Origin of the sequence: Specibacter sp. RAF43 (genome assembly GCF_052114065.1) — a bacterium.
GTDB lineage: Bacteria > Actinomycetota > Actinomycetes > Actinomycetales > Micrococcaceae > Specibacter.
Genome location: NZ_JBFREA010000004.1, coordinates 129,939 through 154,752, shown reverse-complemented (window position 1 = coordinate 154,752; position 24,814 = coordinate 129,939). Strand labels below are relative to the sequence as shown.

At 65.0% G+C, this 24,814-nt stretch carries 20 protein-coding genes, 1 tRNA gene and 1 riboswitch; of the genes, 7 read left to right on the top strand and 14 right to left on the bottom strand.

Annotated features, from left to right (window positions below; genetic code table 11):
- Positions 1 to 177: 177 nt before the first annotated feature.
- Positions 178 to 1,785: a DUF5677 domain-containing protein gene (locus tag AB4Y80_RS03895; RefSeq protein WP_442212015.1), complete on the top strand. Its 1,608-nt coding sequence runs from the start codon at positions 178 to 180 to the stop codon at positions 1,783 to 1,785.
- Positions 1,786 to 2,216: 431 nt separating this feature from the next.
- On the opposite strand, the gene AB4Y80_RS03890 is transcribed toward AB4Y80_RS03895, so the two are convergent.
- The 5 genes from AB4Y80_RS03890 to AB4Y80_RS03870 all read right to left on the bottom strand — a co-directional run bounded on the left by AB4Y80_RS03890 (position 2,217) and on the right by AB4Y80_RS03870 (position 8,891).
- Positions 2,217 to 2,384, bottom strand: a complete 168-nt coding sequence (locus AB4Y80_RS03890; protein WP_442212014.1) for a hypothetical protein — start codon at positions 2,382 to 2,384, stop codon at positions 2,217 to 2,219.
- Positions 2,377 to 3,570, bottom strand: a complete 1,194-nt coding sequence (locus tag AB4Y80_RS03885) for a GIY-YIG nuclease family protein (protein ID WP_442212013.1) — start codon at positions 3,568 to 3,570, stop codon at positions 2,377 to 2,379. The genes AB4Y80_RS03890 and AB4Y80_RS03885 overlap by 8 nt, the downstream gene beginning before the upstream one ends.
- Positions 3,567 to 5,543, bottom strand: coding sequence for a DEAD/DEAH box helicase (locus tag AB4Y80_RS03880; protein ID WP_442212012.1), 1,977 nt, complete (start codon positions 5,541 to 5,543; stop codon positions 3,567 to 3,569). Before AB4Y80_RS03880 ends, AB4Y80_RS03885 begins: the two co-directional genes overlap by 4 nt.
- The gene (locus tag AB4Y80_RS03875) at positions 5,540 to 8,239 is read right to left on the bottom strand and encodes a DNA methyltransferase (RefSeq protein WP_442212011.1); all 2,700 of its coding nucleotides are present in this window, start codon (positions 8,237 to 8,239) and stop codon (positions 5,540 to 5,542) included. Before AB4Y80_RS03875 ends, AB4Y80_RS03880 begins: the two co-directional genes overlap by 4 nt.
- A gap of 562 nt (positions 8,240 to 8,801) precedes the next feature.
- Positions 8,802 to 8,891, bottom strand: a tRNA-Ser gene (locus AB4Y80_RS03870).
- 71 nt (positions 8,892 to 8,962) lie between these two features.
- Between AB4Y80_RS03870 and AB4Y80_RS03865 the strand changes: the two genes are divergently transcribed.
- Positions 8,963 to 10,135 (top strand): DNA glycosylase AlkZ-like family protein, encoded by a 1,173-nt coding sequence (locus AB4Y80_RS03865; protein ID WP_442212010.1) that lies wholly within the window; start codon positions 8,963 to 8,965, stop codon positions 10,133 to 10,135.
- A 3-nt stretch (positions 10,136 to 10,138) separates the two neighbouring features.
- Here AB4Y80_RS03865 and AB4Y80_RS03860 read toward each other — a convergent pair whose 3' ends face one another.
- On the bottom strand, positions 10,139 to 10,570 hold the full coding sequence (locus AB4Y80_RS03860; RefSeq protein WP_442212115.1) for a nucleoside deaminase: 432 nt from the start codon (positions 10,568 to 10,570) through the stop codon (positions 10,139 to 10,141).
- Positions 10,571 to 10,655: 85 nt separating this feature from the next.
- Here AB4Y80_RS03860 and upp point away from each other — a divergent pair, with 85 nt between their 5' ends.
- On the top strand, positions 10,656 to 11,294 hold the full coding sequence (gene upp, locus AB4Y80_RS03855; RefSeq protein ID WP_442212009.1) for a uracil phosphoribosyltransferase: 639 nt from the start codon (positions 10,656 to 10,658) through the stop codon (positions 11,292 to 11,294).
- 46 nt (positions 11,295 to 11,340) lie between these two features.
- Here the strand turns inward: upp and AB4Y80_RS03850 are convergent, their stop codons facing one another.
- On the bottom strand, positions 11,341 to 12,018 hold the full coding sequence (locus AB4Y80_RS03850) for a transglycosylase (RefSeq protein ID WP_442212008.1): 678 nt from the start codon (positions 12,016 to 12,018) through the stop codon (positions 11,341 to 11,343).
- Positions 12,019 to 12,022: 4 nt separating this feature from the next.
- A riboswitch (cyclic di-AMP (ydaO/yuaA leader) is annotated at positions 12,023 to 12,217 on the bottom strand.
- A gap of 193 nt (positions 12,218 to 12,410) precedes the next feature.
- Between AB4Y80_RS03850 and AB4Y80_RS03845 the strand changes: the two genes are divergently transcribed.
- The 4 genes from AB4Y80_RS03845 (at position 12,411) to AB4Y80_RS03830 (ending at position 16,174) form a co-directional block, all read left to right on the top strand.
- On the top strand, positions 12,411 to 12,917 hold the full coding sequence (locus AB4Y80_RS03845) for a MarR family winged helix-turn-helix transcriptional regulator (protein ID WP_442212007.1): 507 nt from the start codon (positions 12,411 to 12,413) through the stop codon (positions 12,915 to 12,917).
- Positions 12,918 to 12,922: 5 nt separating this feature from the next.
- Positions 12,923 to 14,179, top strand: a complete 1,257-nt coding sequence (locus tag AB4Y80_RS03840; protein WP_442212114.1) for an MFS transporter — start codon at positions 12,923 to 12,925, stop codon at positions 14,177 to 14,179.
- Positions 14,180 to 14,745: 566 nt separating this feature from the next.
- Positions 14,746 to 15,594, top strand: coding sequence for a winged helix-turn-helix domain-containing protein (locus AB4Y80_RS03835; protein WP_442212006.1), 849 nt, complete (start codon positions 14,746 to 14,748; stop codon positions 15,592 to 15,594).
- Between the two features lie 58 nt (positions 15,595 to 15,652).
- Positions 15,653 to 16,174: a SixA phosphatase family protein gene (locus AB4Y80_RS03830; protein WP_442212005.1), complete on the top strand. Its 522-nt coding sequence runs from the start codon at positions 15,653 to 15,655 to the stop codon at positions 16,172 to 16,174.
- Between the two features lie 95 nt (positions 16,175 to 16,269).
- Here AB4Y80_RS03830 and AB4Y80_RS03825 read toward each other — a convergent pair whose 3' ends face one another.
- The 7 genes from AB4Y80_RS03825 to AB4Y80_RS03795 all read right to left on the bottom strand — a co-directional run bounded on the left by AB4Y80_RS03825 (position 16,270) and on the right by AB4Y80_RS03795 (position 24,660).
- On the bottom strand, positions 16,270 to 16,956 hold the full coding sequence (locus AB4Y80_RS03825; RefSeq protein ID WP_442212004.1) for an N-acetylmannosamine-6-phosphate 2-epimerase: 687 nt from the start codon (positions 16,954 to 16,956) through the stop codon (positions 16,270 to 16,272).
- A gap of 26 nt (positions 16,957 to 16,982) precedes the next feature.
- On the bottom strand, positions 16,983 to 17,918 hold the full coding sequence (locus tag AB4Y80_RS03820; RefSeq protein WP_442212003.1) for an ROK family protein: 936 nt from the start codon (positions 17,916 to 17,918) through the stop codon (positions 16,983 to 16,985).
- A gap of 209 nt (positions 17,919 to 18,127) precedes the next feature.
- Positions 18,128 to 19,057, bottom strand: a complete 930-nt coding sequence (locus tag AB4Y80_RS03815; protein ID WP_442212002.1) for a dihydrodipicolinate synthase family protein — start codon at positions 19,055 to 19,057, stop codon at positions 18,128 to 18,130.
- 38 nt (positions 19,058 to 19,095) lie between these two features.
- Positions 19,096 to 19,923, bottom strand: coding sequence for an ATP-binding cassette domain-containing protein (locus AB4Y80_RS03810; RefSeq protein ID WP_442212001.1), 828 nt, complete (start codon positions 19,921 to 19,923; stop codon positions 19,096 to 19,098).
- Positions 19,923 to 21,956: a dipeptide/oligopeptide/nickel ABC transporter permease/ATP-binding protein gene (locus AB4Y80_RS03805; RefSeq protein WP_442212000.1), complete on the bottom strand. Its 2,034-nt coding sequence runs from the start codon at positions 21,954 to 21,956 to the stop codon at positions 19,923 to 19,925. Before AB4Y80_RS03805 ends, AB4Y80_RS03810 begins: the two co-directional genes overlap by 1 nt.
- 3 nt (positions 21,957 to 21,959) lie before the next feature.
- Positions 21,960 to 22,916, bottom strand: a complete 957-nt coding sequence (locus tag AB4Y80_RS03800) for an ABC transporter permease (protein WP_442211999.1) — start codon at positions 22,914 to 22,916, stop codon at positions 21,960 to 21,962.
- Between the two features lie 118 nt (positions 22,917 to 23,034).
- Positions 23,035 to 24,660 (bottom strand): ABC transporter substrate-binding protein, encoded by a 1,626-nt coding sequence (locus AB4Y80_RS03795; protein WP_442211998.1) that lies wholly within the window; start codon positions 24,658 to 24,660, stop codon positions 23,035 to 23,037.
- Between the last annotated feature and the right edge of the window lie 154 nt (positions 24,661 to 24,814).

Sequence of the window (24,814 nt, the reverse complement as noted above, 5' to 3'; positions counted from 1 at the left end):
TGCACCCACCGGCCCGGGGGCTCGTTGAGTTCGGGGCGGGCAGCGGTCTATCGACTCATCGACGCGGTTGCGAAGCCAGTCGGCTATGTCGGATCAACGAGGTAGATTTCTGACATGAACCTCCGGAAGCCGAACCAACACTCGGGACCTATGGCTGGCCATGTGCGAAAGGGCCGCGTGTTCAAGTCCCCGCTCGCAGCGACCGGCGTGTTGGTTCTGGAGAACTGGATCAAGGACGACTTCCCGGACCTCCTCTGGCCCGCACTCGTACTGGCCGAGCAGGGCGAAGACAGCTTCCGGCAGTTCGTGAAGTGGCAGAAAGCTGTGCAGGAAAGGCTCGCGCACCACGGAGAGGTCGCCTGGGTCGCAGAGGCGTTGGACGGACGACTCTCACACCTGGCTGCTCTGGCGGCGAAGTTCCCTGACGCATCTGTGATCGTCGTCGACGAGGCCGGCCGACATGGCCTGCTTTCTGACGGCGTCCGTAGCGCGCTGGCGTCGTACCCGTATCTGCCGACCCCCTGGCTTGTCGGCGACATCGAGGTCACACCACCGAAGCGGCCGGACTTGGAACTGATCCGGGATGCGTTGCTATCTGTCTTGCGGGACGGCCATCGTGAGGCACTGATGAAATGCTTCCGCACCTGGAGCACCGTCCAGGCGGGGACGTTCAGGTCGAGTGGCCCCACGATCGACCTGCTGAAGGACTACCCGGGTGACCTGGCCAAGCGTGCGGCGGCTGACTCGTCGGTGCGAGCGATGTGGGGCGCACACAAGGCGATGGTGCAGGTCGATGATCCAAATCGCTTCGATGACGCGATCAAGTGGGCACGCGTGTTCTGGGGAGCGAACTCGATGACATCCAGGTGTATTCGGAAGCAGGACGTCGAAGGCCCCGACGGCGGCCCCACGGAACCGGCTGACGGCGAACCGGACGGGCAAGTTGCATCGACCGTCCGCCCCGATGAAGCCGAGCCGACTCCCGTGCCCGAGGGCGGTGAGAACCTGCGCCGGTTCACGATGGACGTGCTGAGCAGCTTCGTCGAGGCGCTGGAGACCGCCCCAGCTAACCTATACGCGAACGAACGTCAGGAGGTTATTTCCGGGCTTGTGGCCCGCGCGGGGCGTGACCTCATGGCGGTGTTGGGTGCTCCCGACCTGTGGTGCCTGGAGCATGGCGCACACATCGGGCGCATGTTGGTGGAGACGAAGATCTACCTCCACTGGATGGCGCAGCAGGACCCAGCCATTTATAGGCAGTTCCAGCAATACGGAGCCGGCAAGGCGAAACTCTATGCACGCATCTCAGATGAGTTGCCCGCCGAAGCGCGAACCGCGGGCTTTCGCGAAAGCATTGACGAACTCCAGCGTCTCAGCCATAACCACGACGTGATTGATCACCGGACAGTCGATACTCGAGACACCTTCGCTGACGGCAAGTCAATCCGTGCGATGGCTGACGAAGCTGGCCTGCTGGACTTCTATCGGCAGGCATACTCGCTCTCTAGTGGGGTAGCGCACTCGGAGTGGTGGTCAGTTGAAACGCACGCGATGGAGCCCTGTTTGAATGTTCTCCACGGAATTCACCTCATTCCCAGCCTGTCGCTGAGCATGGGTGGCAACGTCGAATTGGCTACAGCCTGGGTCGATCAGTTCTACTCGCTCGCACGCACGGGACTGCGCATCCTCAGGACTGACGAGGGTGCAGTAACTGCAGCCTTCGCCTGGATGAACGACGCCGACAACCCGTCAGGGGCGTCTGACGATGAGGATCTGGTCTCATGACGTTTCTACGTGTGGCGATGCGGTGAGTTCTAGCTTTGCCGGCGGTACTTCGTCCCCCGAGCTAATCTCGTGGCCTTCGGCATCGCAATCGAAACAGATCCACAGGTCCACGACGGCGTAGTTCGGGAAGCCGTACCTTGAGGTTATTCGGCTACGGAACGTGGTGGAGTTCCGGTTTAATGTTTAGGTTGCCCTGATCTAGGGCGTGAGAAAGGCTCGGAATGCTTCGACATTCCGGGCTTTTCTTTTCGTGCCGGCGCCCTTGTGAAACATACGGCAGCCCGTCACCGGGCTCACACAGCTACGATAATTTTTTGATTATCGCGCCGAGGCTGGAGTGGAAAGCGCTGAGGCCTGCTACATCAACATGCAAGATCGAACTTCCCATTGGACCACCGCCCGCCTCGAGGAATAGAAGCTCCAGCAGTGGCTCATCGTCTTCGGCGTCCTGGGAAGCCATCGATGAAGACCGGGAATTCCGAGACGACAGAGATGTCGAACGCACCCCAGTCCTCGAGTACCTGACGGTCTACCTTGAACCGATCGCGGAAGTAGACGCCGGCCGGGTCAGCGATCCACTGATCTTCCTGCTCAACCACGCGCGACCAATCGCTGCAGCGCCTTGTCGTAGACGTAGTCGGTGATCTCGCCGGACATGATCATTGCGACGCCCTTGTTGATGGTCTCCAGCGGCACCACGAACCACTCCGAGGGGTCGTAATCGCGCCCCTTCCGGTCGACCTGCGTCAGGTCCAGACGCACCTCGGCAAACACGCGGTGCAAGAGGTGCTCCAGCCACGACGCACGCACGTTGTAGAGACGGTAGTCCGCCAGCACCTTTACGGGTGCCATCAGGTAGGTCGGTGAATTCGCCGCGTTTTTGATGCGGGTCTCGACGCTGGTGGTGGAGAAGCCGATCTTGTGGAGGTCCTTGATGCTGGAGATCTGCTGATCAGTGCTCAAGGACTCGAGCACGTAGATGTGACCGCTCTCCACGTCGGCGTCGAGGATTTCGGTGGCATCGTGACCCGTCCGTGCCAGGACCTGGCCCTGCGCCTCGTACATGCGGGTCATCAAGCTCTGCTTGTACATCCTCGACTCGGTGCCGTTCTCGAATACCACCCGCAGGCGTTGTTTCTGCCTCGGCTTGCCGCCGACGACGAGGTCTACGTCTCCACCTACTTCGGCGACGAAGCACATGACGCCACTGAGGACGAAGAACGCACCCTCGCGGATCAGATCCAGACCAGTGAAGGGCATCAGCTTGTACGTGCCCTCGGTCAGCTCGGCGTGCTTCGCCTTGAACAACGGCTCGAACAAGTCGAAGTCCTCGGCCTTCACCCGCTGAGCGACCGAGTCCGGAGACTCAGGACGCTTGATCACGGGCAGATCAGAAACGTCGAGGATGCCGCTCTCGTCGCCCAGTAGATCGTCCAGGTCATCGCTCTCGAGAAGCTCGTCGAGCGACTCGGGAACTGCCTCTACAGCCAGCAGTTCATACTCGGTGTCGAGGTGTCGGAGCGCCGCGATCTTCTCGTCGTTGGCGAGGATGCCGTCAAGACGGGCCCCGAGCTTCCGCTCGGCAATCTCCCGCGTCGCCGAGCTCGGCAGGCGCTCGTGCGTCCGGCGGAACTCTACGATCTCCAGGAACGCACGCTCGAGCCGGTCGGACGAGGTGATCTTCTTGGGTTTCTCGGGCGTGTTGAGCAGCCCATCGAGGTCGTTGTCGATGAGATCCTGCAGGGAGGTCGGTGCCGCATCGAGGATATCGTCGTTCTCGCTCATTCGTCCGTCGCCATTTCAGTTGCGCGCCTTTGGGCTTCGAGCTTCTGCTTTGCCCGCTGGAGCCACAGCAGCGCGTCTGCGTACCGTTTCTCGGCCGGATCCTCTGTCCGAGAGTCAGGTCGCCGACCGTTGACTTTGATCCAGTTCTTGATCCGGGGAACGAGTGCTAGCGCCTCTTCCTCGGTGAACTCGACGCGGGTGGCCGTGATCTGGTCCTGGATGATCCGGAGTACGGAGGGAGTCACCGATTTGGACATAACCTCGAAGGCGCGCTGGAAGGGATTCACCGAGTCGATGAGGTTGATGGTGAGCTCGTCGATGTTGACGAACTTCTCGGCCATCTTGATGAACCGTTTGTCTCCGACTTCGCGGACCTCACCGCTCTTGACCACCGAGTCCACGACGACCTGCTGCCGTACCTCCTCGACCTGCGATTCGGTGAGGTCCGGGTACTTTTCCCGGATGATCTTCGGGATCAGCACCTTGTTGGCGGTCTCTGCGTCGATCGAGCCCGCTGCTGCGCGTGCGAACGTGTCGTCTTGCAAGATCGTCGCTTTCAGGTCGTTCAGGTCCGTCTCGACAATTTGCTTAACACGCTCCGTCGAGGGTTCTTTGAAGCCCTTGATCTTCAGCTGGCCGGGGATCTTCGAGTCGTCACCGTCGAACTTCTTTGTTTTGAAGGTGAAGTTCTGTGCGAGCACTTGCTCCATCAGCAAGGACGCGGTGATGGCCTTCAACATGTTGTTCACCGAGACCTTCACCTCGCCCTGGGAGGCGTCGGGCTCAGCGATCAGATTGGTGAACTGGGCATGCTCCTTGCCTGGGCTGTCGCGGGTGACGCGGCCAATGATCTGGATGACCTCGGTCAGCGAGGCACGGTAGCCGACGGTCAGGGCGTGCTCGGCAAAGGGCCAGTCGAAGCCTTCCTTCGCCATGCCAAGTGCGATGATGATGTCCACAGCATCGCGCTCCTTGGAAGCGACACTGGTGAGATAGTGGAGCGTGTCAGCTCGCTTCTTCTGATCCGTGTCGTCCACGAGATCAGCCACCCGAAGAATCTCACCCGTGTCCTTGTGGTGAATGCTGATGATCCCGGTCTCTGGGTCGGTGCCTTCGACGTGGCCGATGGCGTCGATGATGAAGCCGACTTCTTCGATCTTGTCTTTGGTGGATTCGCCGGAGTTGACGTTCGGAATGTGTACGATCGTCTTCTTGTCCAGGTGCAAGACCTCACCGATTGCATCGGTGTAGCGGCCTTGATAGAAGTGGTGTCCGATGCCGAGCGAGTGCAGGTACTCGTAGCCGTTGAGCTGGTCGTAGTAGTTGAACGTAACCGGAGTGAACTGCGCCTCGTCCTCCGCGGATAGAACAGGCACAGAGTCGCCGCGGAAGTATGAGCCGGTCATTGCGACGATGTGCACGTCCGAGCCGTTCATGACGTCACGCAGGAGCGCCCCGAGGCGGTTGGCCTCAGTATCAGCGGAGACATGGTGGAACTCATCGATCGCCAACACCGTGCCGTTGAACGCCTCCGGCGCGAGCTTCTCAAAGGCGAACCGCAGGGTCGCATGTGTGCACACGAGCACAGCATCAGGGCCTTCAAGGAACTTGATAAACGCTCCGACCTTGCCCTGGGAGGAGCCAGGGTCGCAGAGATTGTGCTCGTCTTTGATCTCCCAGTCTGCGAAGAACCCATTGGCGGTGAGTTTCGTTGAAGAGAAGGAGGCGCCGATGGATCGCTCGGGGACTGCGACGATGACCTTTTTGCGGCCCTGGTTATAGAGTTTGTCGAGTGCTACGAACATGAGCGCACGCGACTTGCCCGAGGCAGGCGGTGCCTTGACCAGAAGGTGCTGGGCATCTCGCTTGGCAAAGACGCGCTGCTGCATCTCGCGCATACCAAGGTCATCGGTGTTTACCGACGCCTTTGTGCGAGCGTAGGTCACATTGACGATGTTCATCGGCTTGTTCACTTCTTCTTGCTCCCCTTTGCGGATTTCGAAGCCATCTCTTCATACAGAGCAAAGAGGTCCGATAGTCTTTGTTCATCAGTCTCGTAGCCACGCTTGGAGTAGATCGAATCCACCAATGCATCAATGTCGGTATGCGCCGCCCGCAGGTCCTTCGGCATGTAGTCCGGATCGTACATATCGGCGAAGTTGCTCTCGCAGTGGTACTCACGTACGTCAAGCACACGCAACGCCGTAACAGTCAACTTCTCCTTCATAGCCTCCGACAGAGGCGGCACCGGGAAGTTGTTGTAGACGATCGTATTCGAGTAACGGATTCGAGTTTCCAGCTGGCCGCCAACAGCTCGGGTCCATACCATGTGCAGCCGTGACATCAACAGCGCGAAGACCCAGGGCTTCGCGTCATACACTGCGTTCGCCGAATCTCCAACAACAGTCTCGGGACCCAAATAGCCAAACGGTATGTACTTACGGCGCTCGGAAGAGTGTCGAGGGACAATGATGGATTCCGTCGGTTTGTAACTAATCTGTACAAATCTGTGGGGTTGAGAGGCGTACGCGGCCGTGCTGGCTGCTTTGCTCTTGCTTCGTTCTTCCGTCACGAAGGCTAGTCGGCTGGCGATTGGCGCGATGGATGAGGCCGTGGCAGCGAAACCGTCTGGAATCCAGAGGCAGTAGCGTTCTCCATCGTTGATCGCTTCGGATGTTCCCATGAATCGCTTGATGAATTGATCGCTGCGCGGGTCGATGTCGATCATCTTTTGGCGCTCATCCGGAGACAGCAGAAGACCACCACCGTCGCGCGGCATCGAGCCGAAAACCATGTCGGGTAGCTGAGCACTGAGTGGTTTCTTTCGCCGTTCCATGAAGACATTGGGTCCATCAGCGAGATAGCCGTTGATGTTGTCCGCCGAAATCTGAAGGTCGTCTGCATAAATGTACTTCGGCTCGGTCCGAGTCATTCGCAGGCTGATCACCGCGACGGTGACGCCGGCGTTGCGTTTGGCGTTGTTCTCCCACTTGAAGGACGTGTAGGCGAACCCGATCTCGATACCCTTGGAGAAGATCATTGGGAACATCAGGCCAACGTGTTCGCCCTGAGACACCGAGTTCGTGGTGACAAACGCGAGCTCGGCTCGCGTGCCTTCGATATAGTCCGCACCCTTCATGAACCAGAGCGCGATGTAGTCCAGGTTCTTCGAGTATGGACGGCGTTCGAACACGAAGTCATAGTCCGCCTTCTGATCCTTCGTTTGAGTCTTCGCCCCGGCGTATGGTGGGTTTCCGATGAGGTAGATCTCGGCCTGGCCGTCGTTCAGGCAGACCGTGTTCCAATCGGTGCGTGCGGCATTGCCCGCCTTGATCTGGCCTGCCTCCTTCAGCGGGATCAGGGGGATGGTGAGATTGAACTTGTCCTTGAACTCGGAGTTCATCTGGTGCTTGGCGATCCAAAGGGAGAGGATCGCCACCTCGACGGCAAAATCGTCGATCTCCAGTCCATAGAAGTGTTCAATGTTGATCTTTGACTCGGCGTACAGGACCTGATGCTTCGGATCGATCTCGAACAGTCGCTCCAGAATCGCGTGTTCCAGACGTCGCAGTTCCTTGTAGGCAATGATGAGGAAGTTGCCGGACCCACAGGCAGGATCGAAGACCTTGATCGTGCTGATTCTCTCGAGTAGTGCTTCAAGCTTTTTGACAGAGTCGAAAGACGCATCGAGCTCTTCCTTGAGTGCGTCTAAGAACAACGGCTCGATGGTCTTGAGGATGTTCGGCACCGATGTGTAGTGCTGGCCCAGGTCGCTACGCTTGCCCGGGGTGACAATGGCCTGGAACATCGAGCCGAAAATGTCCGGGTTGATGTCGCTCCAGTCCAGCGTGCCCAACTCGATGAGCAGGTCACGAGCTTTTTTCGTAAACCGCGGCACCACATGCTCGGATGTCACAGTGAACAGTCGGCCGTTGACGTACGGGAACCGTGCCAGGTGCACGGGTTTCTCTCCGACGTTTTCAGTATCGAGCGCTCTGAAGACCTCCGTGAGGAACTCAGCGACGTCAGAGCCGTCGGGCTGAGTATGCGAGCCGACAGCGTTGGTGTACCCACTCTTCTCAAAGATGCCGGTGTCCTCGGCGAAGAAGCAGAACAGGAGCCGGGTGAAGAACACATTGAGCGCGTGGCGTCCGTGCGCCATGTCGAGCATCCCGGGGTTCGCCGACAGGAGCTCGTCGAACAGCTTGCCCATCCGCTCGGCGGCTTTGACGTCAGCGTGCGCCTCGGAGACGTATTGCGCTTTCTCCATGCCGGCCCAGGGCAGGAAGAACGTGAAGTGCTGATTGATGTCCCGAATCGGGATCATCAGGTTCTCTCCGGTCTTCGTGTCGATGGCCAGCAGTTCCGTGTAGTCGGTGACGATCACGAAGCGGGTGTTGTACCGGACGACCAACGGCGAAGACTTCAGTTCGTCAATGACGGCGAGAGGATTACCGGTCGTCTCCTTGAAGTAGACGACGTTTTTCTGTGCCACTTCAGTGGACTGGTCCTGGGCAACGTTGAGCGAACCATTGCGCAATCTGGTCACGTTGCCCTGGGGCTTGCCGTAGGCCAGCAGCAGGCTGAAAATGAACTCTCGATCGTAGGATTCACGGCCCCCGAGTGGCGCAACGCGTTCCTCGACAGCTTTCAGGTTGAGCTTCACCATGAATGCGTTTCCCCCGCGATTGTGATCCCATCGTGGGCCGCCGGGCTCTTGGCAATTATGCGCATGCCTCTGGGGCAGGCTGAAATACCGTCGGCAGACGACCACGGTTCACACACGTTGTTACTCCTCACATGGCAGGGCGGGAGCGCACTACCTCTTTGTGATCTTAGCCGGGAAGGTCCGGGCTCACCGACCCACCATTACCATCGGGTTGAGCGAGTCCAGGCAGACGTAAAGCCTGCTTCTGAAACCGGTTCCTGATCACTGCGGTCCCGCCTGTGAGCGGCACCGGTCGCTCCAAAAATATCAACGTGACGCGGCCACTTCGGGAGCCAGGTGGGATCGCCGCGTCCCCGCCAAGATGTCTCGGATTTCGAGTTGGGCACTGCAAGGCCGCGGGCTGTCATCGTCCGGTGTCACAGCTTGGCGACAACAGGAGCGCCGAAGCAGCACGAGGGGCCGGGCGCGGAACTTGACGGTGGTGCCAACGAAGTCTGCACCATAAATGCACCACGTGATCTTTTGAAATGACGAAAACCCCCGGTAAACCGGGGGTTTTCAGTGGCGGTGACGGTGGGATTTGAACCCACGTTAGGCTCTCACCTAAACAACATTTCGAGTGTTGCACCTTCGGCCGCTCGGACACGTCACCAACGCGTCAACCTTACCGGGTCAGCTCGCCAGCGCAAAAATGGGGGTTGCGCCATGGTGGAGGATGGTGTCATGGACATTGCAACGTGGCGTGCGTGGAGCTGGCACAAACAAGGTTTGGACGGCTCACTGGCGGGGCAGGACCCGGCCGGCGTCTTCGGCCGGATCGGCTGGGCCCGGTCCGTGGGCGGCGCCAACCCGTACCTGACGCTCTTTGCCCGGGCGGGCATCCGGCGCGAACAAGCCGACGCCGACGTCCTCGCCTTGCGGATCCATGAGCTGCCCACGGCGCGGGGCTGCACCTACGTGCTGGGCGCCGACGACTTTGCCTGGGGGCTGTCGCTGGGGCGCGCCGCCGCCGAGGCCACGGCCAAGATCCTGGACAAGCTGGGCGTGCCCCGCGCGGAACTGGAGGCGCTGGAATCGCAAACCCTCCGCCAGCTGGAAGATGCCGCGGCAGCCGGGGAGGGGCCGCTGGATCCCAAGCAGCTCAAGGACCGGCTGGGCGACGCCGTCCGCAGCCTGGGCGAGGAAGGCAAGAAAAAGGGCGCCGCCACCACCTTGCCGACGGCGCTCGGACTCCTGCAGGCGGACGGGCGCATCCGGCGCGTGCCGGTCAACGGCCGGCTGGATCAACAGCGGTACGGCTACACCGCGTGGGGACTGGAACCGAGCAGCCTCGGCCCGGACCAGGCCCGGGGCGCCCTGATGGACCGGTATCTGGGCTGGACCGGGGGAGCCACCCTGAAACAGACGCAGTGGTTCACCGGCCTCACCGTCGCCCAGACCAAGACGGCGCTCGCGGACGCCGGCGCCGTCGAAACGCACGGGCTGTGGATGTGCCCGGCCGACGCCGCCGCCGTGGAGGACTTCCGCGCACCCGGCGAGGAACAAATCCAGCTGCTCGCCGGCACCGACTCTCTCTTCTTGCTCCGGCGCAACGCCGCGGACCACTTTGCGCCGGAGGACCAGGACCGTCAGCTCCTCAGCGCCCGGCTCGCCCTTCAGGCGGACCTGCCGGACCACCCCATCGTGGACCGCGGGCGCATCATCGGCCTGTGGCAGTACGATCCCGGCGCGGAACGCATCGCGCACTGGCTGTTCAACGCGCCAACGCCGGCCGTAACCCAGAGGATCTCAGAGGTGGAGGCATTCATTCGCGACGACCTGGGCGACTTCCGCAGCTTCAGCCTCGATTCGCCGTCGAGACGGCAAAAGCGCATCGACGCGCTCAACGCCGCTTAGGGTCTAGCGCTGCGCGCCGAAGAAATCCTTCAGCAGCGCCGCGCACTCGGCCTCCCGCACGCCCGGGAAAACCTCCACCCAGTGGTTAAGCCGCCGTTCCCGGAGCACGTCCAGCACCGAGCCCGCCGCGCCGGCCTTCTCATCCCACGCCCCAAAAACCACCCGCGGCACCCGGGCCAGCACCGCGGCCCCGGCACACATGGCGCACGGCTCCAGCGAGACCACCAGCGTGCACCCCTCAAGGCGCCACGCGCCCAGCGCCGCCGCGGCCGCCCGGATGGCCACCACCTCGGCATGGGCGGTGGGGTCCCCACGCGCCTCGCGTTCGTTGCAACCCACACCCAGCACGCCGCCGTCGGGCCCGAGGACGACGGCGCCGATCGGCACGTCCCCGGTGGTCAGGGCGCGCCGCGCCTCGGCCAGGGCCAGCCCCATCCACCGGCCGTGCAGGGCAGCGGCGGCGGTCTCGGGCGGGCGGGAATTCGCGGAGGTGGACACGGCTCAATGGTAGCTTTTATCTATGCGCGTACTGGTTGCGGATCATCCGCTGATTGCCCACAAGTTGACCGTTCTGCGGGACAAGAACACTCCGTCCCCCATTTTTCGCCAGCTCACCGAAGAACTTGTCACCCTGTTGGCGTATGAGGCCACCCGCGAGGTCCGCGTGGAGCCCGTCAGGATTGAAACCCCCGTGACCTTTGCCATCGGCACCGGGCTGGTCAAGCCGACGCCGCTGGTGGTCCCGATCCTGCGCGCCGGGCTGGGCATGCTCGAGGGCATGACCCGCCTGCTGCCGACCGCCGAGGTCGGCTTCCTGGGCATGGCCCGCAACGAGGAAACCCTCGAGGCCATCACCTATGCCGAGCGCCTGCCCGAGGACCTGACCGGCCGCCAGGTTTACGTCCTGGATCCCATGCTGGCCACCGGCGGCACGCTGATTGAGGCGTTCAAGTTCCTCTTTGCCCGCGGCGCCGCGGACATCACCTGCATCTGCCTGCTCGCGGCCCCCGAAGGGCTGGCCCGGCTCGAGGCCGCGCACGGGGACCGCGACAACATCCACGTGGTACTGGCCTCCATCGACGAGGGCCTGAACGAGAAGTCCTACATCGTCCCGGGCCTGGGCGACGCCGGCGACCGCCTCTACGGGGTCGTCGACTAAGACACCGTCACCCGCCTCGCGAATGGTGGGCGGCAGGCCGAACGGCTTAGTACCAGCCGATGGAGACTTCGTGGTCCCAGACGGCGCACGGGGAGCCGTAGCGGTCCGCGATGTACGTCAGGCCCCACTTGATTTGGGTCTGGTAGTTGGTGCGCCAGTCCCCGGCCACGCTGTCCATTTTCGACGCCGGCAGCGACTGGGCGATGCCGTACGCCAGGCTGGACGGATTCTCCGCGGTGGTGGTCCAATCCGATTCGCGGTTCCACAGCTGCACCAGGCAGCTCATCTGGTCCTGGCCCCAGCCGTGGGCTGCCAGCTGCGTGGCGGCGTATTTTTGGGCGCCGGCCGGATCGTTGACGGGCCCGCCGGCGGCACCCACCGGCGTGACGGAGTCGGCGGCGGCCGCCACGTCCGGCACATTGGAGCGCAGCTCGGTGCTGGAGCTGACCAGGACCCGGGCGAAGTCGATGGGGGCGTCCGACGGCGCCGAGACGGCCGCCGTCGTCGAGCCGGCGCCGGCCGCGAAAAGGTCGGACGGGAGCCCGCCCGGACCGCTGCTGCCGGCGGCCTGGCCCAACCCTCCGCCAGCCAGCAGGACGCCGGCGACGGCGACGATCGCCATGCGCCGGGCGGGGCCCCCGGTCCTGGGCATGCGGCGGCGGGATTCCTTGCGGGGGGTTGTTTCGGCGCGACGGCGCCCGTGATTGTGATGTTGCGTAGACATAGCTAGAGCCTCTCCACGCCTGCGAGGTGAGCTGTCGGGTTCGGATGAGAGCATCCGGCCGCGCGCCGGCGGTGGGCGGCTAGTGCCGCTCGCGTGCGTTGCGCAGGCTTAACCCCAAGGGCTTCCAAGTGGAGGCCCGCAAGAATCGGGTCCCCCGTCTCTGCCATAGATATGAACGGGAAATGGGCGGCGGCAGAGCTCGGCGAACCGTCCATCTGTGCCAAGGAACCATGGGCGGTTCGGCGGGCACGGCTTTCACATTACCGAACGGTAGCCCATAAGTCACATTTTGGTAACGAGCGTGACCGAATCAACATTTACTTAGCAATGCTAATGACCTATGCTAAGTAACAACAGATACGTAACTTTTGTGACCCAGGTTGATGCAGATGATGACTGAAACGCCCGTAGTTCAAGACGCCCCAGGCCAGACGCCGGCGCCGGCTCCGGCCGCCCCGCCCGTCAGGCGGGCCACGCGCAATGCCGGCCCCGGCCCGCTGGCCGCCGACTTGCGCGTGGCGATCATGCGCACGTCCCGCCGGCTGCGCGCCGAGGCGGCGTCGCGGGAAATCAGCCCCGCCCAGTATTCGGTGTTGGCCGCCATCGTCAAGGGCTCCCTGACCGTGGGCCAATTGGCTGAACGCGAAATGGTCCAGGCCCCCTCCATGACCCGCATCGTCAACGGCCTGGATGCCGCGGGTTTTGTCACCCGCGAGGAGAACCCGGGAGATAGGCGCCAGGTGCTGGTCCAGATCACGGACGACGGCGTGACGGCGCTGTCGCGGGCCCGCTCCAAGCGCACGCAATGGCTGGCCAAGCGCGTGGCGGCCCTCACGCCGGACGAACGCGCCACCCTGGCCGAGGCCGCCCGCATCCTGGGGGAGATGAGCGGCGTTTGAGTTCCATGTTCCGAGCCCTGAAGGTGTTCAACTACCGGCTGTGGGTGACCGGAGCGCTGGTGTCCAACATCGGCACGTGGATGCAGCGCGTGGCCCAGGACTGGCTCGTGCTGACGGTGCTTACGAACAACTCCGGGACGGCCGCCGGCATCACCACCGGCCTGCAGTTTCTTCCCATCATCTTCCTTGGCCCCTACGCCGGGCTGCTTGGGGACCGTGTCGACAAACGCAAACTGCTGCTCTTGACGCAATCGGCCATGGGGCTGTGCGCGCTGGTGTTGGGCCTGCTGGTGGTCACCAACACGGTTCAGCTCTGGCACGTCTACCTGCTGGCCCTGCTGCTGGGCGTGGCCAGCGCCGTGGACGCCCCGTCCCGGCAGGCGTTTGTCTCCGAGGTGGTCTCGAAGGAGGACGTACCCAACGCCGTCGCCCTTAACAGCGCCTCCTTCAATCTGGCCCGCCTGGCCGGCCCCGGCCTGGCCGGGCTGGTGATCGCCGTCCTGGGAACCGGCCCCGCGTTCCTGCTCAATGCCGCCAGCTTCCTGGGCGTGATCATCTCCCTGTGGCGGATGCGCACGGCCGAGCTGCGCCCGGCCGTGCACGTTGTCCGCGGCAAGGGGCAGATCCGCGAGGGATTCCGGTACATCCGGCAACGTCCGGACCTGATGATGACCATGGTGTTGGTGTTCCTGGTGAGCACCTTCGGCCTGAACTTCCAGATCACCAACGCCCTCATGGCCACCACCGTTTTCCACCTGGGCCCCGGCGAGTACGGGCTGCTGGGCTCCGTCATGGCCGTCGGCACGCTGGCCGCGGCGCTCTTGGCCGCCCGCCGCAAGAGCATGCGGATGGCCTACATCGTCGGTGGGGCGATGGTGTTCGGGGTGACCGCGGCCGTCGCCGCCGTTATGCCCACCTTCCTGCTCTACATGCTCGCCCTGGTCCCCGTGGGCCTGGCCGCGCTGACCTTCATGAATGCGTGCAACACCACCATCCAGCTGACCACGGACGCGGCCATGCGGGGGCGCGTGCTGGCCGTCTACATGGTGGTGCTGCAGGGCGGGACCCCCATCGGCGCGCCGCTCGTGGGCTGGATCGCCACCGAATTCGGGGCCCGCTGGTCGCTGGGAATGGGTGCGTTCGTGGCCATCGGCGCCGGGGCCGCGGCGCTGCTGATGATGAACCGCCGCAACCACGTGCGCCTCCGGGACCAGGTCCGCGGCCGGCGCCCGCAGCGGACGGCGCACGTCCAGCTCCCATAAGCACGCCGCCGGCCCCGGCGCGCGGCTTCCTCCTGGTGAACATCTGTTTACTTAACGTGAATTTCTGGGATAATCCCGGACGGGGCGCCCGATTTGCGTGGGCCATCATAGGCGGGTTTCCTCACCGGCTGAACTAATTCTGCTCAATTCCGCAACGGACCGAATATAGGGAACCAATATTGCCCAATTGGGCCGGATAATTCGACACAATCCGTCATCTGCCCGTTAAGTGAGACCAAGGTTATGGTGTTAGTTTAATCACAATCGGCGTCCCTATCTCACACTGTGGACGTTTGGACCCTTTGTTACTTGCACGTTCGGATTGTTACGTAGGAGACTCGTGGTGTGAACACCCACTCAGTGAATTCTGCAGCCGCAGCAACGTTCCGATCGGAAGCCCTCGGAACGTTCCTGTGTAGCTGTCGAATGCAGGCCTAGCCCCATCCCATAGTTTTAGGCACTTTGGCCACCAGGCCAGCCCAACGGCGGGCATTAAGTTCTGGCACCCCGGAACCCAAAGGAAAGCATTCGCGCCGTCACCTACGGCCATATTCAGAGGTAGTTCAATGTCCCTAGCATCCGGTTACGTCCACATCTCCGTCCGCAACGCCGCCAAGGCGGTGGCCCGCAATGCGTCCCCCAATCCCCTGGGCGGCTCCGGGCAGCGGCAGCTTCACCCGGCCTACGGAAACCCGGCCGCCTACCGCCGGGAGGCCGAGTCCCCGGCCGCCCGGCTGCGCGCCGTGCCCGACTCCCACCCGCTCACGGCCCCCACGCCGGTCATTGCCGGCGGAGACAAGCTGCGCGGCGTCAACCCGGACAACGTGGCCCGCGGGTTCGTGCTCTACGTCGGCGTGGACGAGGACACCGCCGCCGCGGCGGGCACCTCCCTGGCTAAGCTGGCCCAGGACATCCGCGCCTACGCCCAATCACTGGTGCCGCAGGCCCAGAGTTACGCCGCGGTGGCCATCGCCCCGTCCGACGCCGTCGGCACCCCCCTGGACGTCGTGCGGTCCACCTTCGGCGACCCGACCGTGGCCAGCCGCCACCGCCCGGAGACCGTCCGCGTCCCCGTGGTCCAGGAACAGCGACCCTCCGGCGTGCTGATCGACCTGGCCCGCCGCGAGGTCCACCTGGACGGCGAAACGCTGAACCTGACGTTCAAGGAATTTGAGCTGCTGAACTACCTGGTGGAAAACGGCACCCGCACCGTGGGCCGGGACGAGCTACTGGAAGGGCTGTGGAGCAACGCCGACGAGATCCCGAACGAACGCACCATCGACGTGCACATTCGCCGGCTGCGCTCCAAGCTCGGACGCCTGGCCAACACGGTCCGCACCGTTCGCGGCGAGGGCTACCGCTTCTACGAGCACCCCGAAGTCGTGGTGTGGGCCGCGCCCGAATACTCCATCTAGGCCCCCGCGGTCCCGGCCCGGGGAACGCGCGCCGGGACGCACTCACTAAACTGTCACCATGAACGAACACCATGTGAAGCGGCTTGTGTTGATGCGCCATGCCAAGGCCGCGTGGCCGGTGGGCGTGGCCGACCATGAGCGGCCGCTGGCCCAGCGCGGGCACACCGAGGCCCCGCTGGCCGGCAAGTGGCTGGTGGAGAACAACATCCTGCCGGACTTCATCCTGTGTTCCTCCGCCCTCCGCACCCGGCAAACCTGTACCTGGGTGTGCCAGCAGCTGGGGGACAAGGCGCCCACGCCCAAGCTCGAGGATGGGCTGTACGCCGCCGGGCCGGGGCAGATCCTCTCCGTCATCAACCACGTGCCGGAGACGGTCACCACGCTGATGGTCATCAGCCACATGCCCGGCGTCCAGGATGTGGCGCTGCGCCTCGCCTCCAGGGATTCGGACCAGGACGCCTACATGAACCTGGCCTCCGGCTACCCCACCAGCGCCTTCTCCGTCCTTGAGCACACGGGCGACTGGGCCGCCCTCGACGGCCAGGATGCCCGCGTCACGCACTTCGTCGTCCCGCGCTGAGCTGGCCCGCAATAGATGTCGAAAAAGGGGCGAAATCGCCCCTTTTTCGACATCTATTGCGGGTCACTTCTTAGTCGGTGAGGGCGTCCTACTTCTTAGGCGGTGAGGGCGTCCTTGAACCAGCCGGTGATGGTGGCCGGGTGGGTGATGGCCGTGCCCACCACGACGGCGAACGCGCCGGCGTCGAGCGCCTGGCGGGCCTGGGCGGGGGAGTGGATGCGGCCCTCCGCGATGAGCGGCCGGCCCAGGTCGGCGGCCACAATCCGTGCGATCAACTCCAGGTCCGGCCCGTCGGTCTTGGGCCGTTCCGGGGTGTACCCGGCCAGCGTGGTGCCAATCAGGTCCGCCCCGGCCTCGGCGGCGGCCACCGCGTCCTCCAGCGAGCCGCAATCGGCCATGACCAGGGCGTTGGACTCGGCGTGGATGCCGGCGATGGTCTGGGCCAGGCTCAGCCCGTCCGGCCGGCGGCGACGCGTGCCGTCGATGGCCACGATGTGCGCGCCGGCATTGGCGCAGGCCAGGGCGTGGTGCAGCGTCGGGGTGATGAAGACGCCGTCGTGCCCGTCCTTCCACAGCCCGATCACCGGCACCTCGACCGCGGCGCGGGTGAACTGGATGTCCGCGACGCCCTGCACCCGGATCGCGGCGGCACCGCCAATGACGGCCGACGCCGCCACCTGGGCGGTCGTGCGGGGGTCGCGCATCGGTTCGCCCGGGTAGGCCTGGGCGGAGACGATCAGCTGCCCCGCCAGGGTGTCGAGGTTGGTTGCGGTCAACGGCATGGTGACTCCTTTGGAAACGGTTGAACTCATGATTGCGCCAGCACCAGCGATGCCGCGCCCACGATCGCGGCGGTGTTCCCCAGAGAGGCGCGGACCACGGCCACGCCGGCCACGGGGGCGAGCAGCTCGGCGCGCAGGGCGGCGCGCATGGGCTCCCACCATAGCTCGCCGGCGTCGGCCAGCCCGCCGGAGATGACCACCACCTCCGGGTCGAGGATGTTGACGAGGCCGCCCACGGCCTGCCCCGCGGCACGGGCCCCGCACCCGACCGCCCGCAGCGCGGCGTCGTCGCCGGTCGCGGCCCGCTCGAAGACCACCCGCGTGTCCGCCACCCCCGCGGCCCCGCCGAAGCGCAGGAACGATGCATGGATCGCGGGCCCCGAGGCAATGGCCTCCACGTGCCCGGCATGACCGCACGAGCAGGCCAGCGGGGCGCCGTCGTGGTAGGCCAGCGGCGAGGCGAAATGCCCCACATGCCCGCCGGCAAAGTGATGCCCCAGCAGCGGCCGCCCGTTCACCACGAAGCTGCCGCCCACGCCGGTGCCGAACGCCACCATCAGCGACGTGCTGGTGCCGGCGGCCGCCCCCAACCAGGCCTCGCCCAGCGCGTGCGCGTGCACGTCATTGACGACGGCGCACGGCAGTTCCAGCCTGGACTCCAGTCCGGCCGTCAGCCGGGTTCCGGCCCAGCCCGCAATGGCGTCGGTGGCCGAGATGACGGTGCCGGCCGACGCGTCGATGACGCCGGCCGAGCCGACACCCACGGCCTCCACGACGGCACCCTTCGCGGCGGCCCGGGCCGCCAGCTCCCGCACGAGGCCCGCGGTGGCGTCCAGGATGGCCTGCCCGCCGGCACGGTTCAGCGTGGGGACCTGCCCCGTCAGGAGCACGGAGCCGTCAGCGGCGACCACGCCGGCCGCCGTCTTGGTCCCGCCAAGATCCACGCCCACTACGTAGCGCATACAGTGTCCTTACAAGTCGAATTCGAGCTGGGTCCGCTGGTGCCTCCGCCCGGCCCCGGGATGTAGCCCGCAATACCCGGAATGTAGCCCGCAATAGATGTCGAAAAAGGACGATTCAGCGGCAATTTTCGACATCTATTGCGGGTCAGTTGCAGCGGGCGTCGGCGGGCGTCGGCGACGGGCGACGGGCGGCGGGCGGAGCGAGGTGCCTAGAGCAGGCCGGTGCGCTCCAGGATGACCTTGATGGCCGCCGTCTCATCCTCATCGAGGGCCAGCATGGGGGCGCTCATGACGTTGGTCTCGATGATGCCCATGAGCATCAGGGCGGTCTTGAAGGCGCCCAGGCCGGCGGCGTTGCCGGAAACCCGGCCCGCCTTCGGCGTGTAGACGATGTTGAAGACGTCGGCGAGGCGGTCCTGCTCCGCGGCGGCCTGGGTCCAGTCGCCGGCCACGGCCGCGTCGTACAGGCGCCGGTAGCCGGCGGGGTCCACGTTGCCCAGGCCCGGCACGACGCCCTGGGCGCCGCCGAGCAGGGCGCCGTCGACCACCACCTCGTGGCCGGTGAAGATGTCGAAGTTGGGGATGTCCCGGGCGGCCAGGACCAGCTGGCGGAAGGAGACGTCGTCACCGGAGGAATCCTTCACGCCGGCCAGCACGCCGTCGCGGCCCAGCTCGATGAGCAACTCGGTGGGGAGCTTGAAGTGCGTGCGGACCGGGACGTCGTAGGCGAACACGGGGACGTCCACGGAGGCGGCGATGGCGCGGAAGTGGCGGCCGGTCTCCTCGGCGTTGCTGATGGCGTAGTACTGGCTGGAGGCCACCAGGCCGTCGGCGCCCAGGGCGACGGCCCGCCGGGCCTCCTCCAGGACGCGGTTGGTGGTCTGCTCCACGGCGCCGGCCAGCACGGGGACCTGGCCGGCCGTCACGCCGACGATGGTGCGCAGGACCGTGTCACGCTCGGTGTTGGTCAGGTGCGTCACCTCCCCGGAGGAGCCGTTGACGAACAGGCCGGACACGCCGCCGTCGAGCAGGTGCCGGGTGACATTCTCCAGGGAGGGAATGTCAAGGGCGCCGTCGGCGGTGCGGGGGGTGACGACGGGCGGGATGACGCCCTGGAAACGGGATGCGACGGTACTCACGAAAATGACTCCAAAATGGTGGTGGTGAATGAAAAAAACTAGATGTGCAGGAGGGACGGGGCCGCGCCCAGCAGCGTCTTGGTGTAGTCGTTGGACGGGTGGTCGAAGATCTGCTCCGCGGAGCCTTCCTCCACGATCCGCCCGAAGTACATGACGCAAATCCGGTCCGAGACGTAGCGGACCGTCTGGATGTCGTGGCTGATGAACACCATGCCCAGGTTTAGTTCCCGCTTCAGGTCCGAGAGCAGGTTGAGCACCTGGGCGCGGACGGAGACGTCCAGGGCGGAGGTGGGCTCGTCCGCCACGATGATGTCCGGCCCCAGCGCCAGGGCCCGGGCGATGGCGACGCGCTGGCGCTGCCCGCCGGAAACCTGCGACGGCGTGACCTCGGCTGCCGACTGCGGCAGGCCCACCAGCGCCAACAGTTCGCGCACCTTGGCGATGCGGGAGGCGGTGTTGCCGATGCCGTGGACGGCCAGCGGGTCCACCAGGATGTCCTGGATGGTCATGCGCGGGTTCAAGGCGGTGGACGGGTCCTGGAAGACGACCGAGACCGAGCGGCCAAACTCCTTGCGCATGGCCGCGGTGCGCTTGACGGCCGGTTTCCCGTGGAAGAGGACCTGGCCGGAGGTGGGCGTCTGCAGGCCCACCAGCACCGAGGCCAGGGTGGACTTGCCGCAGCCGGACTCGCCCACGATGCCGACGGTTTCGCCGCGGCTGATGGAAAAGTCGACGCCGTTGACGGCCTTGACGTACGTGGGCTTGAACAGGCCGCCGGCACGGGTCCGGTGGTGGACGTGGAGGTCCTTCAACTCGATGACCGGCGGCGTACCGGTGCCGGCGGCGGCCGTTGCGTGCTGGCTCATTATGCACCTTCCGTTTCGGGCCCGGCGCCGGCGAGGGCGTCCTCGCGCTTGTGGCTGGCCCAGTAGTGGTCCGTCCGGACGCCGTCCCGGGTGAGCGGAACGAACGCCAGGGATTGGTTGGGGTCGGAGTCCGGGCGTTGGGACCGGCCGGCGAACCGGTCGCCGGGGGCGAATTCACGCGGCGACGGTACCGTGCCGGGAATCTGGTGCAGCCGGACGGCGTCGGATTCGATGGAGAGCACCGCGCCGAGCAGTCCGCGCGTGTATTCGTGCGTGGGGTGCTGGAGCAGTTCACTGGCCTGGGCGGACTCCACGACCTGGCCGGCGTACATGACGGTGATCTTGTGGGCCAGGGAGGCCACCAGGGCCAGGTCGTGGCTGACGAAGACCATGGCGAAGCCCAGCTGCTCGCGCAGCTCGTTGAGCAGGTCCACCACCTGCTTTTGCACCGTCACGTCCAGGGCGGTGGTGGGCTCGTCGGCCACCACGATCTTGGGCGAGCGGGAGAGCGCCATGGCGATCAGCACGCGCTGGCGCTGGCCGCCGGAGAGTTCGTGCGGGTAGCTGCGCAGCGTGCGCACCGGATCCAGCTTCACCAGTTCCAGCAGCTCGGTCGGGGTCTTGCGGCCGTTGCGGCGGGTCAGCTGGAGCAGCTGGTCCTTGATCAGCATGGACGGGTTCAGCGAACTGAGCGCGTCCTGGTAGACCATGGCAATCTGTTCCCCGCGCAGGCCGGCGTAGGCCTTCGCGGAGCTGTGCCGGGTGGCGGGGTCCAGCAGTTCCAAGCCGTCAAAGGTGATGGAACCGGTGACCTCGGCGGTCTTGGGCAGCAGGCCCATGATCGCCAGGGACGTGATGGACTTGCCGCAGCCGGATTCGCCCACCAGGCCCATGGTCTCGCCCTCGCGCACCGTGAAGGACACGTTGTCCACGATCGGGATGTCCCCGTAGCGGCCCGGGAACCGGATGGAGAGGTTCTTCACGGCCAGGACCACGCGGGCCTCCGGGGCCAGCTGGGGGAGCCGGTCCCGGCGCCGGGCCTCGACGTCCTGGAGCCGGAGCAGTTCGGCATCGAGGGCGGCAAAGGGGTTTTCGATGGCGGCGCGGGCGGCGGCATCGGCCTTGGCCAGCTCGAGGGCGGCGGCCGCGGAGCCGTCGTCGTCCTTGACCTTGGGGGCCTTGCGCAGCCGGGGGTTCACCATGGCGTCGGTGAGGCCCTCGGCCAGGATGTTCAAGGCCAGCACGGTCAGCAGGATGGTCAGGCCGGCAAAGGTGGTGGCCCACCAGCCGCCGGAGAGCACCAGGTTGCGGCCGTAGGAGATGACGTTGCCCCAGCTGGGGTCCGGATCCTGGATGCCGGCGCCCAGGAAGGACAGCGACGCCTCCAGGATGATGGCGTCGGCGACCATGACCGTGGCGAACACCAGGACGGGGGCGGCGGTGTTGCGGATGATGTGCTTGACCATGATGTAGCCGCGGCCGGCGCCGATGACACGTTCGGCGCGAACATAGTCCTCGCCGTACTGGGCCAGGACGTTGGCGCGCACCACGCGGGCCAGCTGCGGGGTGTAGATGATGGCGATCGCCACGATGATGGTGGGGATGGAATTTCCAAACGCGGTCAGCAGCACGGCGGCCAGGGCGATGCCCGGGAACGCCATGAGGACGTCCATGACGCGCATGATGATTTCATTGACGGTCTTGGAGGACGTGGCCGCCAGGGAGCCGAGCGTGGCGCCGACCAGGATGGCCAGGGCCACCGAGCCGAGCCCGATCAGCAGGGACGCCTGGGCGCCGTAGAGCAGGCGGGAGAGCACGTCGCGGCCGATGCGGTCGGTGCCGAACCAGTTGACGGCACTGGGCGGCTGGGCGGGGTCGCCGGTTTCCAGCGGGCTGTGCGGGGCGATCACGGGGGCCAGGACGGCCACGATGAAAATGAACAACAGGAACAGCAGGGCCAGCTTGGAGCCGAGCGAGAGGGCCTTGAAGCGCAGGCCCGGCGCGCTGAGCCGTTCGGCAAGTTTGCTACGCATGACTTAGACCGTCCTGATTCGGGGGTTGATGAGCAGGTAGAGAAGGTCGACCAGAATGTTCACGACCACGAACGTCACGGCGATGACCAGCACCACGCCCTGGACCAGGTTGGTGTCGTTGTTGGTGATGCCGTTGAGGATCTGTTGGCCCATGCCGGGCAGCGAGAAGATCATTTCAATCACGACGGCGCCGCCGAGCAGGTAGCCGATGCGCAGGCCCAGCACGGTCACCGGGGTGACCAGGGCGTTGCGCAGGACGTTGCGGGAGACCACGGTGGTGTAGGGGACGCCGTTGCCGATGGCGGTGCGCACGTAGTCGCGGTCCAGTTCCTCCACCATGGACGTGCGGACCACCCGGATCAGCGACGCCGAGACGGGGACGGCGAGGGCCAGGGCCGGCAGGGCCATGGACCTTAACCAGCCGGAGAAGCCCTCCGATGGGCCGGCCAGGCCGCCGGACGGGAACCAGGAGTTGCTGCCCAGGGCAAACCACTGGATGAGCAGGATGCCCAGCCAGAAGGACGGGGTGGCGATCGCCGCCACGGAAAACACGCGGATGAGCTGGTCAACCCAGGTGTCGCGGTACAGGGCGGCCAGGACGCCAAAAATGAGCGAGATGACGACGGCGAGCAGCACGCCCACGAACGTCAGCTGCAAGGTGACGGGGAACGCGCCGGCAATGACGTCGGTGATGGGCTTGGCCGGGGGCAGGGTGGACCCGAAATTGCCCGTCACCAGCTTGCCCAGGTACGTGAAGTACTGGAGCAGCAGCGGGTCGTTGAGGCCGTTTGCCTGCCGATAGTTTTCCAGGGCCTGCGGTGTGGCGCCTTCGCCGAGCGCGGCGATGGCACGGTCGCCCGGCGCAAACTGCAGCACCACGAAGACGAGCAGGGTGACACCCAGGATCATCAGCGGAAGGGCTGCGAGCCGGCGTCCCAGCAGTCGCAAGAAGTTTGCCAATTTAGTGCTCCGGTTCTAGTCGTGGCGGCGGGCCACGTCAGCGGGATTGAGGTATGCAACCATGAGGGGCCGTGGCCGAGTGGCCACAGCCCCTCATGGTCTGTGTTGCGGGTGTTGCCTAGGAGGTACGGCCCACGCCAACGAATGCGACACCGGTGGTGGGCAGCGGTGCGAAGCCCTTGAGCTTCGAGCCGTCCCACGCGGTGGGCAGCTTCCGGTGGAAGATCGGGTACAGCGGCACCTGCTCGGCGATGATGTCGATGATTTCCTTGTACAGGCCCTTGGCGGCGTCCGCGGCACCGGCGGCCGCCTCATCCAGCTTGGTCTGGACGGTCTTGTATTCGGCGGACGTGTTCCAGGCGAAGCGGTTCTTGGCCCAGGTGTCGCCGCGGAACCACCAGCTGAGCAGGATGTCCGGGTCGTTGCCGAAGACGGAGGGGTCGCCGGGGGCGGCCACGACGTCGTACTTGAGCCCGCCCACCTTGTCCGGACCGTAAACGGCGGCGGAGGCCAGCGGCTCCAGCGTGGTCTTGACGCCGATCGCGTCCCAGTTCTTCTTGATCAGGGGGGTGACGTCCTTGACCCAGGCGGTGTCCGTGGTGGTCAGCGTCAGGGACAGGTTCGTGACGCCGGCGGCAGCGAGCAGCGACTTGGCCTTCTCGGCGTCGAACTCGTAGACCGTGGCGGCCTTCTGGTAGGCCGGGTGGGTGGGCTGGAAGAAGGAGCTGGCGGCCGTGGCATTGCCCAGCAGTGCCGTCTTGATGATGGCTTCCTTGTCCAGGGCGTAGTGCAGGGCCTGGCGGACCTCCTTCTTGTCGAAGGGGGCCTTGGTCAGGTTGAACATGAGGAACATCAGCCCGAAGGACTGCACGGACTCGACGTTCACCTTGGCCTTGAGCGCGTCGACGTCCAGGTAGGGGACGTCCTCGATGGCCTGCACGCGCCCGGACTGCATGGCCGTCACGCGGGCGGAGGCGTCCGAGAGCAGGAACCAGGTCATGTCCTTGGCCAGGGCCGGCTTGGGACCGTTGTAGGCGTCGTTGCGGGCGAAGACGATCTTGTCGTCCTTGGCCGCCGAGACGAACTTGTACGGGCCGGTGCCCACGGGGTTGGCGTCGAAGGCCTTCTGGTCCTTCTCGACCAGGGCCTTCGGGACGACCTTGATGACGGAGATGCGCGGGCCGAAGCCGGCGAACGGGGAGTTGAGCTTGAACTCGACGGTCTTGGCATCGACCTTCTTCACGGAGTCGATGAAGAAGATGAACTGGGCGAACAGGGCCGCGTTCTTGGGATCGAGCACCCGCTCGAAAGAGTAGACGACGTCGTCGGTGGTGACCGGGGAACCGTCATGGAACTTTGCGCCGTCGCGAATGGTCACGCGGTAGGTCAGGTCGTCAATCTTCTTCGGGTCCTCGGCGGCCAGCGCGTTGTAGGGCTCGCGCGTGGCCGGGTGCAGTTCCACCAGGCCCTCGAAGATGTGCAGATTCGCGGCCATGGGAGTGGCGCCCGAGGAGGACATCGGGTCAAAGCCGGTGGACAGCGAGTAGGAGATGCCGGCCTCGATGGACAGGTCCTTGTTGACCTCGGCGTTGTTGGCGGCGCCGGTGCCCGTCGTCTTCGACGGTCCTCCGCAGGCGGCAAGGGTCCCGGCAAAAGCGGTTGCGGTGCCGAGGATGCCGGCTGCCTTGAGGAAGCTGCGTCGGGACGCCTGGCTCAGCGGCAGGTTCTCGAAAGAATTGCTCATTCTGGGGACTCACCATTTCGTAGATTAGTTATCGGATGTAGGACGTCCGATGCTTATGGAGATACTGTAATCGTGGTCACAGGGATTGGTCAAGTGATATGGGATGGTTAATTGGAGCCGCTTCGCGGGGCCGAAAGGGCCAGGGTCCCGGACG

Bases quoted from the DNA above. Each gene is read 5' to 3' on its own strand.
- AB4Y80_RS03830 (WP_442212005.1), top strand. From the start codon at position 15,653: ATGAACGAACACCATGTGAAGCGGCTTGTGTTGATGCGCCATGCCAAG.
- AB4Y80_RS03820 (WP_442212003.1), bottom strand. From the start codon at position 17,918: ATGCGCTACGTAGTGGGCGTGGATCTTGGCGGGACCAAGACGGCGGCC.
- AB4Y80_RS03865 (WP_442212010.1), top strand. From the start codon at position 8,963: ATGGACATTGCAACGTGGCGTGCGTGGAGCTGGCACAAACAAGGTTTG.
- AB4Y80_RS03860 (WP_442212115.1), bottom strand. From the start codon at position 10,570: ATGGGGCTGGCCCTGGCCGAGGCGCGGCGCGCCCTGACCACCGGGGAC.
- AB4Y80_RS03805 (WP_442212000.1), bottom strand. From the start codon at position 21,956: ATGCGTAGCAAACTTGCCGAACGGCTCAGCGCGCCGGGCCTGCGCTTC.
- AB4Y80_RS03795 (WP_442211998.1), bottom strand. From the start codon at position 24,660: ATGAGCAATTCTTTCGAGAACCTGCCGCTGAGCCAGGCGTCCCGACGC.
- AB4Y80_RS03810 (WP_442212001.1), bottom strand. From the start codon at position 19,923: ATGAGCCAGCACGCAACGGCCGCCGCCGGCACCGGTACGCCGCCGGTC.
- upp (WP_442212009.1), top strand. From the start codon at position 10,656: ATGCGCGTACTGGTTGCGGATCATCCGCTGATTGCCCACAAGTTGACC.
- AB4Y80_RS03825 (WP_442212004.1), bottom strand. From the start codon at position 16,956: ATGCCGTTGACCGCAACCAACCTCGACACCCTGGCGGGGCAGCTGATC.
- AB4Y80_RS03850 (WP_442212008.1), bottom strand. From the start codon at position 12,018: ATGTCTACGCAACATCACAATCACGGGCGCCGTCGCGCCGAAACAACC.
- AB4Y80_RS03875 (WP_442212011.1), bottom strand. From the start codon at position 8,239: ATGGTGAAGCTCAACCTGAAAGCTGTCGAGGAACGCGTTGCGCCACTC.
- AB4Y80_RS03845 (WP_442212007.1), top strand. From the start codon at position 12,411: ATGACTGAAACGCCCGTAGTTCAAGACGCCCCAGGCCAGACGCCGGCG.
- AB4Y80_RS03885 (WP_442212013.1), bottom strand. From the start codon at position 3,570: ATGAGCGAGAACGACGATATCCTCGATGCGGCACCGACCTCCCTGCAG.
- AB4Y80_RS03835 (WP_442212006.1), top strand. From the start codon at position 14,746: ATGTCCCTAGCATCCGGTTACGTCCACATCTCCGTCCGCAACGCCGCC.
- AB4Y80_RS03840 (WP_442212114.1), top strand. From the start codon at position 12,923: ATGTTCCGAGCCCTGAAGGTGTTCAACTACCGGCTGTGGGTGACCGGA.